Here is a 10,549-nt window from a genome sequence, read left to right on the forward strand (position 1 = left end):
ATATCGCTACAGCTGCAAAACATGATATTCCAGTAATTATCTTCTGTATGAACAACTCATTATATGGGTTAATCCGTCAACAACAAAACTGGTTCTATGATAACCGTCGCATTTCTACAGACTTAGAATACAAAAACGAATTATGTGATAATGAAGAACGCGGAATTGACTTTGTTAAAACTGCTGAAGGAATGGGTGTACGTGGTGAGCTGGTTACTCATTATGATGATATTAAACCAGCATTACAACGTGCAGTTGACTCAGGTAAACCATATATAATCGAAGTTATTGTTGACCCTGATCCTGAAAAAGCATGTGAGTTCTCTAACAACGGTGCACTTAACGGATTCAAATACTCTGACAAAATTAACTATTCTAAATAATTATTGCTTTAAACGACCTGAGATAGTATTGATGCAATTGGTCATTCACCGATTGCATCAAAGACTTCTTAGTCAAGTTAAGTAAAATTGGCTGTTATATAAATGTAATGAGGTTTACGAAAAAGTTCCATTATTAAAGGAGGGAAGCCGAAAAATCGGCGAAATAATGTCAGCAAATCTTCATAATTCAATGAAAGTCGGAATTGTTCATTTTATGGCTTATCCGGAAACAATGGGTGGAGACGGTCCAACACTTGAAACAATTAAGAAAATAGTCCAAGATGATTTTTTCTCTGGAATTGAGATTACATCTATAAACAATTCTGAAGTTCGTAAAGAAGCTGCTCAAATCCTACAATCCGGTGGAATGACTGTAGGATTTGGTGCACAACCAATTCTATTAAGAAACAAAGGAAACCTTAACTCTTTTGATGAAGTTGAGCGTAGAAGAGCGATCGATTTAGTTAAAGGTGGAATTGACCAAGCTTACGAATTAAATGCTTCTAAATTTGGTTTCTTAAGTGGTGCTAAACCAGACACTCAACAAGATGTTGCATTACAATTACTAACGGATTCAATCAAAGAATTATGTGAATATGCAAAATCTAAAGGTGATTTAGTCCTTTCACTTGAAACATTTGATGATGAGACTGATAAAAAATGTTTAATTGGTTCGAATGCACTTGCTGTTGAAGTGGCAAAAGAAGTTCGTAAAGTAGATCCTACTTTCGGTTTAATGCTTGATTTAAGTCATTTACCAATGCAACGTGAAACTTCTATTGATGCATTAACTGTTGCTCGTGATTATATTAATCATGCTCATATCGGAAATTGCTATATTAAAGATACTTCTGATCCTGCTTACGGTGATCAGCATCCACGTTTCGGCTATCCAGGAAGTGAAGTTGATGTTCCAGAATTAGTAGAGTACTTACGAGCTCTATTAGAAATTGGATACATCGGTGAAGGCAATAAAAATATTGTTGCTTTTGAAGTAAAACCTGTAGGTTCAGAATCATCAGATATTGTCATTGCACAATCAAAACGGACACTCGTTGATGCATGGTCATTATTACATTCAAAAAAAGGTCGTTTAGTTAGCATATCTAAATAGATAGTAACTGCTTTAATTAGCGACAAGTGATCTTGCTTGTCGCTAATTAATATAATACACAACAAAATGCCTCCTATAGATTAAATTGGCAAGGATGTGATCGTTTGGTAAAACTTCAGCAAAACGTTGATGCTATAAGAATTAGTACTAGAATTGAAGCACTTGCTTGTTGTTCCTCTACTTCTATTGGCGTTACTAGACTACCATTCAGCGTAGAAAGTACAGCAGCAGAGAGATTAGTCGAAGAGTGGATGAAAGCAGCTGGAATGTCAGTTAGAAAAGATGGACTTAATAATATTATAGGCCGTTATGAAGGAAAAGATTCAACAGCACCAGTACTAATGATCGGTTCTCATTTAGATAGTGTAATTGAAGCAGGAAAATATGACGGAATTTTAGGTGTTATTACGGGAATTGAAGTCGTGCAAACGCTTCGAGATAATGGCATTGTATTAGATCATCCGATCGAAGTGGTTGGTTTCTGTGATGAGGAAGGAGTAAGATTTCACTCTACTTTCCTTGGAAGTAAAGCAATTGCAGGAACTTTTACTGCTGAAGATTTGCAAAGAGCAGATGAGCAAGGAATAACAATTGCCGAAGCATTAAAAGGAATTGGAATTGCTGACCCATATGCTTATAAAAACTCTAGTCGTACTCCAGAAGAACTTCTTGCTTATTTAGAACTTCATATTGAACAGGGGCCAGTTCTTGAGAAGGAGAATGAACCTGTTGGAGTAGTTAGTGGGATTGCTGGTGCTACAAGATTTTCCTTTGAAATTATCGGAAAACCTGGCCATGCAGGAACTGTTCCTGTTGCCATTAGACAAGATGCACTCTTAGGTGCATGTGATCTCATATCTTATATTGAGAAAATTGCTTTTAAAAATGAACCATTAGTTGCAACTGTGGGTAAACTTACAGTTAGCCCAGGTGCTAGTAATGTTATACCAGGTTTAGTCACAGGAACGCTAGATATTCGTGATTTAAATGTTGAACGTAAACAAAAAGCTATTGATGCTATTTTTTCTGAAAGCGAAAGAATAGCTAAAGCTAGAGGACTTCAAATTAAGTTTGAACAAGTTATGGAAGCTGATCCTGTATACTGTAACGAAGAAATGATTAAATTAATCGAAGAGTCCATAAGTGAGCGGAGTGGAAGCGTTATTACGCTTGTGAGTGGTGCTGGTCATGATGCAATGGCTATGGCTGACGTAACCAATGTTGCAATGATTTTCGTCCGTTGTAAAGATGGACTAAGTCATCACCCTGATGAATTCGTTACTGTGGAAGATATGGGTGCAGGAGCTGAAATTCTGTATTCTACTGTAATTAAAATAGCTACAAAACAATAATGAAGGAAATTTATAAGTTTATTAGAAAAATAAACATTAACTAAATAGAGCTTACAACAAAACTTGTGATTCGATTGTATGGATCACAAGTTTTTTCTGAATAGTTCTTTATAAGATATTTTGTAAACTAATTAAGCCCCTTCAATAAATTGAAGGGGCTTAATTGTTTAATGATTAAATCACTGCATTCTAATTGAAAGTTGAACGCAAAAGTAAAGCTATGCGTAAATGAAGTGAGTTTTGTGAATCATGAACGGAATAATTTAAAATATCCTCACATTTGGCAATTCGGTATTTAACGGTATTACGGTGAACATACAATTTCCTTGATGTAACTGCAATTTCACAATTATTATCCAAGTATACAAATAATGTATTAACTAAGTCTTCTTCATCTTTATTTTTTGGATATGATAGCGAGCGTAAAGTATTTTCATAAAATTTCTGTAGATCTTTTTCGGGAATTAATCGAATCAGTTCTTTTAATTGCTTTGTTTTGTAAAAGTTTATAAATTTGTATTGAAACAATTCTGCTCCTTGTTTCCACGCTTCAACTGCCTCTGCGTATGTTATAGGAATATAGGTAAGGTCACTAAAAAAGTTACCGACACCAAATGAGAGCGAAATTTTTAAATTTGAATAAGCCTCATGCTGGAATTCTTTTAGCCTTTCTTCAATTGAACTTTTAATTGGATCATCCATATTCGTAGGTGATTGCATCAAAATAACAAAATAAGCATCCTTCATAAAAACGATGTTTTTAGTATCTATTTTTAAAAATGATTTCTTTAAAAATTTATATAAATAGTCGTAAAAACTGTTCATTATGTCTGTACTTTTTTGTGAATTGCTTTGGTTACCATCATCAATCTTACAAACAATGCAAACGTATTTCAGATTGTCGATTAAGCCATGCTGTTTTCCCCTATGAATAATTTCTTGTTTGGTAGATATGTTTCCATCAACGAGGGAAGCAAAAAAATTATTTTCTAACATACGACTGTTTTCACTAATTGCCTCGTTTTTAAGTAGTGTGAATGAAATGACAGTTGATGCTTGCTCAATAGCTAATTGTGAAGAAGGGTATGGAAGCTTCTCAGGATTAAAAATAATTAGTAAGTATGGATATGGGTGCATCGTTTTCACTTGGAACATTTTTATAGGTATTCCTATATTATGTGTATTTTGGATGTCGATTGTGTGTTCACTTTTTTGCCGGTATTTATCAATATCATTTTTAAAGTGCTCCTCAACATTTTCCATGACCATTTTCATATTTTCCGTACGGAAATGGTGGGAAAAAGAAGTAACATCACCAATAGGGTCTAGTAGGAGGACAGGACATTTTAATAAAGATCCAAGGCTTTCGATCAATGAATGCAGACTGTAGCCTTTTATCATCATATTGGTAAATCTTTTGTGAACATGAGTCGCATAAAATAACTCTTCAATTTGGTTATCCCATATAAAGCTTAATAATTGATGAGCAACCGTACCTAATGTTAACGATTCTGGAATTTGGATGATTGGGAATTCTAATAAGTCAGCTAAGTCGATTACTTCCTGTGGTACTTTATCAATGAATCTTTTAAGTTTGATAGCAATTCCTGCACATGGACGTTCATTAATTTGCGAAATAAGATCGCATAAAGCGTGAGGTTCGTCTTTAAAGGCGTACCCTGTTGTCAATAATAGGGAGTTCTCAGCTAAAAAGTCGATGACATCGGGTGTTTCAGAAATCTCTATTGATTCAACTTTCCTATTGAGCCCAACATGTCCAGCAATAACTTTTGCTTCTTGTAACACATCAACGATAAATAAATCTTCTACCTTTTTCATCATACACCTCTATATCAACCTTTTTTTTGGCCATTTTAATTTCTAGATTATGACTCGTAAGCACGTTAAAAGTTTCATTTAGACAAAAATGGTAATACAATTTGTTTATGTTGAATAATGATTTCGAAAATTAAATCACTTAAAATCAATTGTATAGAGAATTGATGTTTTATGAAACTACTTTTCAATGAAACTTTTAGAAATTAATTAGAAAAAGGAGTATTAATATGTTACATGTACTAACTCTTTCTTTGCGAATAATAAAATAATTACATTGAAATTGTAAGCGGATACAACTATGCTACTAACATTCGGAAAATAAACTAGTGAAGAATTTAACATCTAAGATTCAAGAACTTGAACCCTAATTAATAAACTCACTTTCAGTTTTTTCTCGGTTAATAGTAAGCGTTATCACCAGTACTTTTCAATGAGGAGGAAATCTCTTGGAACAAGAGTTAGAATTTAGTAAAGGTTTATTGCCAACAAAACCTGAAGAAAGAAATTGGAAGGTGGGAAACTATTTTTCTGTATGGATGGGTTCTGTTCATAAAACGGTGCCTTAATTGCTGCTGTGATTGGTTTTATGATTATGCAATGGAGGTTAATGGAAAACGCTACTAGTATTTTCATATTTTTAAATATTATCGGAGGTTTATTGAGTCCTGTAGCTGGTGTTATGCTTGCCCATTACTATATTATCGCGAAAAAAGAACTTAATATGAAAGCGTTATATTCTGTAAATGGCCAATATACTTATAAAAATGGTTTTCATATGCCTGCCTTGATCGCTACTGTGGTCGCAGGAGCTTTTAGTTTAATAGGTCAGTTTGTACCTGCTTTCAAACTATTATATGACCTATCCTTTTTCACTGGCATGATATTCGCATTCATAATTTATATTGTTCTTGTTAATAAGGAATTAATCGCCGCAGGAAAAGTACAGGAACAGAGGGAGTTTGTTAAAGGGGCTTAATCCTTCAATAATAAAATAGATTTGCAATAAAAATAAATTGAAAATTTATATTATTCTAATGATTTAAAGGGGGGATAAACATAAAATAGGATCTAATTATGAAAGGTGATTAAGTTATTTTCAAGAGAAGTGGACTAAATCATTAATTTTAAATGTGATAGTAATATATGGGAGGGAACTTATGGCTACGTATGATTTAATTATTAGAAACGGAAATATTGTAACGTTAGATTCGATTGTTCAAGGAGATATCGCAATTAAAGAAGGGAAAATTAAAGAAGTGTCGATCGGTGAACATCTTGAAGCAATTGCAGAGAGAGAAATCGATGCTGAAGGACAGCATATCCTACCTGGATTAATTGATACTCATGTCCATTTTAACGAACCGGGCAGGACTAATTGGGAAGGTATTCAAACTGGAAGTAGAAGTTTAGCGGCAGGTGGAGTTACAACCTATTTTGATATGCCATTGAACAGCACACCTCCAACAATCAATAAAGAAAATTTAGAGTTAAAGAGAGCTTGTTCCGAAGAAAAATCGGTTGTCAATTATCGCTTTTGGGGTGGACTTGTACCAGAAAATATTGAAAATATTAAGGAACTTTATGAAAATGGAGTCATTGGATTTAAAGCTTTTATGTCACCGAGCGGAATTGCCGATTTTAATCATGTCGATGATGTTACGATTTTTAAAGGGATGAGAGAAATTGCCTCTGTTGGTTCTCTTTTAGCCGTGCATGCTGAAAGTACAGTTATCTGTGATCAGCTTGCTCAAGAAAAACAAAGTCAAAATAAAACATCAGCAAAGGACTTTGTCGAATCAAGACCGATTATTTCCGAAATTGAAGCGGTAAGAAGGATAATTTCATATGCGGAAGCTACAGGCTGTAAGCTGCATGTTGTTCATGCGAGCAGCCGAAAAGTAGTCGATGTCATTAATGAGGCAAAGCAAAGAGGCGTAGATATTACTGTAGAAACATGCCCCCATTATTTATCTTTAACATTGAAAGACTTAGAGGAAAAAGGCGGATTGGCAAAATGCTGCCCTCCACTCCGTGATGATCAAGAAGTAGAACAATTATGGGAGGCAGTAGCAAACGGTGAAATTGACGTCATTGCTTCCGATCATTCACCAGCTCCTGCATCTATGAAAGAAGTAACTAATGGAGACTTTTTCAAGGCTTGGGGGGGTATTTCAGGTGCCCAGTCTACACTTAATATTATGTTGACAGAGGGGCATTTTAACCGTAATCTTCCTTTGGGGAAAATTGTTGAATTAACTGCTACGAATCCAGCTAAATTATTTGGACTATATCCGCATAAAGGAATAATTGCTGTTGATAGCGACGCTGATCTGGCCATAGTTAATCTGACCGAAAGCTTCGAGCTGAAAAAGGAAGATTTGTTCTACCGACATCAGCACTCGCCATATGTAGGCAGGACATTCAAAGGAAAAGTAACGACAACGATCGTCAATGGAGATATTGTATTTGAAGATGGAAACATTACTATTGTGGAAAAAACAGAAATCAATTCTTGAGGAAAACTTTAAATCTAGGACTGTAAAATAATAAGCTAATAAAAGGACTGAGAAAACATCAAATTATTAGCTTAATTTAGATAAGTCTTAAGAAAATAAGGGAATTTGGAAAAATAAGAAAACATAATTTTTTTTTGTGAAAAAGTTGTCTAAAGAGGAGCATATAAATATAGAGTAATTAATGTTCAAAAATGGACATGTGTTTTATCTATAATAGACAAAAACTAAAATCGTTTTTATTGATTAGTTATAATGAATAATGAAGTAAAAACGGTTAACATTTAAGTTAGGAACTTAAGAGTTTCGAATTCAAGCTAATAATGTATGGAAAGAAGCTTAAATTATAAAGTTAATGCATAGCGGAGCAGATCAAGATACGCATATTTTCAGCCAACCACAGAGTCTATACTGATTTGGCTGAAGGGATTAAAGCGTTGATTGGTGTCCTATATGAATTAGCCTAATAAGAATAACGATTAAAAGGAGAGTTTAAAAAATGGGTTATCCTAAAGATTTATTATCAAGCAGATCAATTATTGAGCACGGTAAATATGCATTAATTGCGCCTGAAGGATTAGTTAATAATGTTATTCCAGGATTTGAGAATTGTATTATTTCTATTATGGGTTCTCCTAAGCTTGGAGCAAGCTTTGTCGATTACGTAGTGACAATGCAAAATGGGGGAAAGAATAGCGAGGGGTTTGGCGGGCAAGAAGATGTAGAGACATTCGTCTATGTTATTGATGGGAAAATAAAAGCTACTGCAGGCGAGCAAGAGTTTGTTCTTGAAGAAAGTGGTTATTTATACTGTCCTCCAGGAACAAAAATGTATTTAGAAAACCAATGGGGAGGAGACTCCAAACTCTTCCTTTATAAACAAAAATATCGTCCACTTGAAGGACGGAAACCATGGGTTTATTCAGACCATGCCAACAAAATTGATTATAGGAATTATGATGACATGCATAATGTAAACATTAAAGATCTTTTGCCAGCAGATTTAGACTTTGATATGAATTTTCACATTCTTTCTTTTGATCCTGCTGCATGCCATCCGTTTATCGAAACGCATGTACAAGAACATGGTGCCTACTTACTCTCAGGAGAAGGTATGTATAATCTAGACAATCAATGGGTGCCTGTGAAAAAAGGCGATTATATTTTTATGGGTCCATACGTACATCAGGCAGCCTATGCTGTAGGAAGAGAAAATTTAACATATGTCTACTCTAAAGATTGTAACCGTGATGCAGCCTTGTAAAAATAGCATAACTAGAAATGAAATCCGTAAACTATTAAATAAAAAAGAGGTGTTTAGAAATGGAAGAGAAAGCGACTTTGTCAAAAGTTGAGGAGATAAGGGCAGAAAGAGTCTTTGAAATTGATAAAATAGCAAAATTTGATCCTAATAAACCTCAAAAGAACTTTTTCTATGAAACCGATAAAACGGTTGGGGCAGTTTGGTGTCTTGAGCCTGGGCAGGAAGTATATTTACACTCCCATTCGAATGTTGATGATATTTGGGTTTGCATTGAAGGGGAAGGAACATACTTCCCAGACCTAGAGAATGAAATCTCGATCACAAAGGGAATGGTAGTATTGGCCAAACCTAACCAAATTCATGGAATGCGTAATACAGGAAATGACCGATTCATGTTTGTGGGCTTTGCTGCTGGTTCATTGCCAATGGATATAACAAGATACTAGGTTTAAGGAAAAAGTTATTAAACAATTAAACAAAGTAAACTAAATCATGAGTACAAAATAATTTAATAGGCTTCTAATGTTCAAAAATACATGAAAATAAATGATTAAAGAGAAGCGATTGTAATGAAGACAGTCGCTTCTCTTAATTTTATATATATGACAAAAGAGAAGATTTGGAATTTATATAATAAACCTATTGATTCCAATTGTAATCAATACTTTTAAGAATTGGCTTTTAGGATCTCTTATAGACAGATTTTATATATAAAGCAATGATTGCTTTTGGAAACGGTGATTAGGATGACAAAGCAAGGGAGCTACTATAACATTACTGTCTTCTTTACAGTGGCTTTTATTTATTTTTGCCAATACGGTTGTTGTTCCAATTTCTGTAAGAGCTGTACCCGTTCTGAATGCGGCTTTATATCTCATTTCTGTTATACAGAAAATAATTAAGCCGATGGTAATAAGTTTTTATATATTCTTACTAACCTTTCAGCTCATTTTTATTTACTTCAAAGGTATGTTTAAAATAACAGATAGTGGGACAATTGATCTCCCTGTCAGTTTATTTTCAATCGGAAATTTTCGTAGGCCTATTAAGGATTAAAGGCGGAAAATGACTAGGCAATTTTACGATCCTGATCGGAATTATTGTAGGTTGATTATTATTTCGAATTATTTTCCCGTCTAATTTCTTATTGAAACCTCTTCTAGTAAAGCATTCAGCTTCATTCCTCTTGTGGCTCCAAACTTGGAGCTGGGTATTACTTTCGTCTCCTTTTTTGCAGTCCTTCTAAATTTAACGAATTCTTTTGGCTTCTATTCAAGCTACTGCTGATGTATACAAGGAAAAGGTGGAACAGAATCAATACAGAAGAGTATGCTGTAAAATTTTAGCTTGATGCAGTAGATTATATCTTAAAGCCATTTGATGAAAATAGAATTGAACAAACAATAGAAAAAGTAGTAAAGTGGAATCAATTAAAAAAAAGAAGAAAAAAATTAGAGATAGAGGAAAACGAGCCAGGTATATCTTGTATAGCCGCTCTAATCTTTGATAATCGGGGGCAAATTACTGCTGCAGTTTGTGTATCAGGTCCGTCTTTTAGAATGACAGATAAAAAGTTTGACAGACTACAGCCGCTGATTACGGAAATCGGCAACTAGCTTACACACGGGAATTGAACTGATTCGTTTTTTTTCTTATCAAAAAGTTTATAAACCTAAAACGTTATATCAGGAAAAATAGTGTATGGCAAACTGCTTCGACGAAAAAAAATGATATAAGAATTTATAAAAATACTTGAAATTATCAGAAAAAGGTGATAATATCCTATTTAAGAAACGCTGTTATCTAATAAGCAACACCAATATTTTTTTAGCTAAAACAAGAAACAACGTTGCTCAATAGACAACGATGTGATTTTTTTAGTCAATAACGGAAACGTTGTTGCGTATTAGGGAACAACTTACAAGGAGGAAGATCATGTCTTTAAGCAGTGAAAGAACGCAATATTTAAGTGACTTAGCAAAAAGAGTTCGCCGTCACATAGTTAAAATGACCAATCATGCTGGAAGTGGTCATCCAGGAGGATCACTTTCTGCAACAGAACTATTACTAACTCTTTACTATGA

At 34.1% G+C, this 10,549-nt stretch carries 9 protein-coding genes; 8 read left to right on the forward strand and 1 reads right to left on the reverse strand.

What is annotated here, in order from left to right:
* From ACFFIX_RS26940 to ACFFIX_RS26950, 3 genes are all read left to right on the forward strand, one after another.
* The coding region (locus ACFFIX_RS26940) for a thiamine pyrophosphate-dependent enzyme (RefSeq protein ID WP_378939632.1) at nucleotides 1-383 on the forward strand (383 nt) is incomplete at its 5' end.
* Between the two features lie 166 nt (nucleotides 384-549).
* Nucleotides 550-1,497, forward strand: a complete 948-nt coding sequence (locus ACFFIX_RS26945) for a sugar phosphate isomerase/epimerase family protein (RefSeq protein WP_378939634.1) — start codon at nucleotides 550-552, stop codon at nucleotides 1,495-1,497.
* Between the two features lie 104 nt (nucleotides 1,498-1,601).
* Nucleotides 1,602-2,849 carry an allantoate amidohydrolase gene (locus ACFFIX_RS26950; protein ID WP_378939636.1) on the forward strand — a complete coding sequence of 416 codons (1,248 nt, stop codon included), beginning with the start codon at nucleotides 1,602-1,604 and terminating at the stop codon, nucleotides 2,847-2,849.
* A 189-nt stretch (nucleotides 2,850-3,038) separates the two neighbouring features.
* Here ACFFIX_RS26950 and ACFFIX_RS26955 read toward each other — a convergent pair whose 3' ends face one another.
* Nucleotides 3,039-4,688, reverse strand: a complete 1,650-nt coding sequence (locus ACFFIX_RS26955) for a PucR family transcriptional regulator (protein WP_378939638.1) — start codon at nucleotides 4,686-4,688, stop codon at nucleotides 3,039-3,041.
* A 607-nt stretch (nucleotides 4,689-5,295) separates the two neighbouring features.
* On the opposite strand from ACFFIX_RS26955, the gene ACFFIX_RS26960 reads away from it, so the two are divergent.
* The 5 genes from ACFFIX_RS26960 to ACFFIX_RS26980 all read left to right on the forward strand — a co-directional run bounded on the left by ACFFIX_RS26960 (nucleotide 5,296) and on the right by ACFFIX_RS26980 (nucleotide 10,081).
* Nucleotides 5,296-5,664, forward strand: a complete 369-nt coding sequence (locus ACFFIX_RS26960) for a cytosine permease (RefSeq protein WP_378939640.1) — start codon at nucleotides 5,296-5,298, stop codon at nucleotides 5,662-5,664.
* 181 nt (nucleotides 5,665-5,845) lie between these two features.
* Nucleotides 5,846-7,204, forward strand: a complete 1,359-nt coding sequence (locus ACFFIX_RS26965; protein ID WP_378939642.1) for an allantoinase — start codon at nucleotides 5,846-5,848, stop codon at nucleotides 7,202-7,204.
* Between the two features lie 496 nt (nucleotides 7,205-7,700).
* On the forward strand, nucleotides 7,701-8,465 hold the full coding sequence (allE, locus tag ACFFIX_RS26970; RefSeq protein WP_378939644.1) for a (S)-ureidoglycine aminohydrolase: 765 nt from the start codon (nucleotides 7,701-7,703) through the stop codon (nucleotides 8,463-8,465).
* Between the two features lie 59 nt (nucleotides 8,466-8,524).
* The gene (locus ACFFIX_RS26975) at nucleotides 8,525-8,911 is read left to right on the forward strand and encodes a cupin domain-containing protein (RefSeq protein WP_378939646.1); all 387 of its coding nucleotides are present in this window, start codon (nucleotides 8,525-8,527) and stop codon (nucleotides 8,909-8,911) included.
* 1,011 nt (nucleotides 8,912-9,922) lie between these two features.
* The gene (locus tag ACFFIX_RS26980; RefSeq protein ID WP_512700179.1) at nucleotides 9,923-10,081 is read left to right on the forward strand and encodes an IclR family transcriptional regulator domain-containing protein; all 159 of its coding nucleotides are present in this window, start codon (nucleotides 9,923-9,925) and stop codon (nucleotides 10,079-10,081) included.
* The last annotated feature ends 468 nt before the right edge of the window (nucleotides 10,082-10,549 follow it).

It is taken from the genome of Metabacillus herbersteinensis (assembly GCF_042433335.1).
Taxonomy (GTDB): Bacteria; Bacillota; Bacilli; order Bacillales; family Bacillaceae; genus Metabacillus; species Metabacillus herbersteinensis.